This window comes from Comamonas sp. A7-5 (genome assembly GCF_039581385.1).
GTDB lineage: Bacteria > Pseudomonadota > Gammaproteobacteria > Burkholderiales > Burkholderiaceae_C > Comamonas > Comamonas thiooxydans.
This window is the reverse complement of the sequence record NZ_JBCPWO010000055.1, coordinates 1-719: the sequence shown is the minus strand read 5'-3', so window position 1 is coordinate 719 and position 719 is coordinate 1. Positions and strand designations below refer to the sequence as shown.

Here is a 719-nt window from a genome sequence, read left to right as displayed (position 1 = left end):
CTGGCCAAGACTGGCTATAGCCGCGGTAGATGACACAAATCCAGAAAAGAATCCGGTCACAGGTAGGCCCCAGTGCGGGCCCAGCACTCGAGTCAGTATGTGTCCCAGCATGCCAACAGCCATGAACAGCACGACCACTTTCCAAAGGGCTGGGAGGCTTAGCACACCCCATGGATCTACAGGCGCTTGCGGCAGAAGTGGCATCACGACCAGCGCCGCAGCGCCCAGCAGAAGGCCATCCCTCAATTCATTCTCTCTGAGTAACTCACGACTCCAGCGTTGTATGGGGCCTTTGGAATGCACCAGCAAGGCACAAAGAATGCCCAGAGCTGCCGTCAAGGTAGGGCTCTTGTGCGATAGGGCGCCCAGAGTTAGTGAGAAAAGTAGAGTCACTTCACTGGTCAGGCCTGGGTCATTGGGGGCTGAGTGCCAGTAGGCTGCAACGGTCAGTGCCCCGACCAACAGAAGTACAACGGCGAAGGGCAGCACGCCTAACCACCAGGCCGCGCAGCCAAGCAACGCTGCTATGGCGTGGGTACGAGTTCCTGCGATGCTCTCGCGCTCACTCCCGCGACGCTCGCTTACGAGACCGATAAGCAGACCACAGCCTAATGAGACTACCCAATGGTCGACACCGGCCCAACTTAGCTGCATAAGTCTCAACCCCTCGATCTGAATAAGGCTCGTCCGATTGATGGGACTTCGCCTTAGCTACTACG

1 protein-coding gene is annotated in these 719 nt (G+C 57.7%); it reads right to left on the bottom strand.

All coding sequences use genetic code 11. The features are described from left to right. The coding region (locus AAIL67_RS24715; protein WP_343485403.1) for a DUF4010 domain-containing protein at positions 1-654 on the bottom strand (654 nt) is incomplete at its 3' end. Positions 655-719 lie beyond the last annotated feature (65 nt).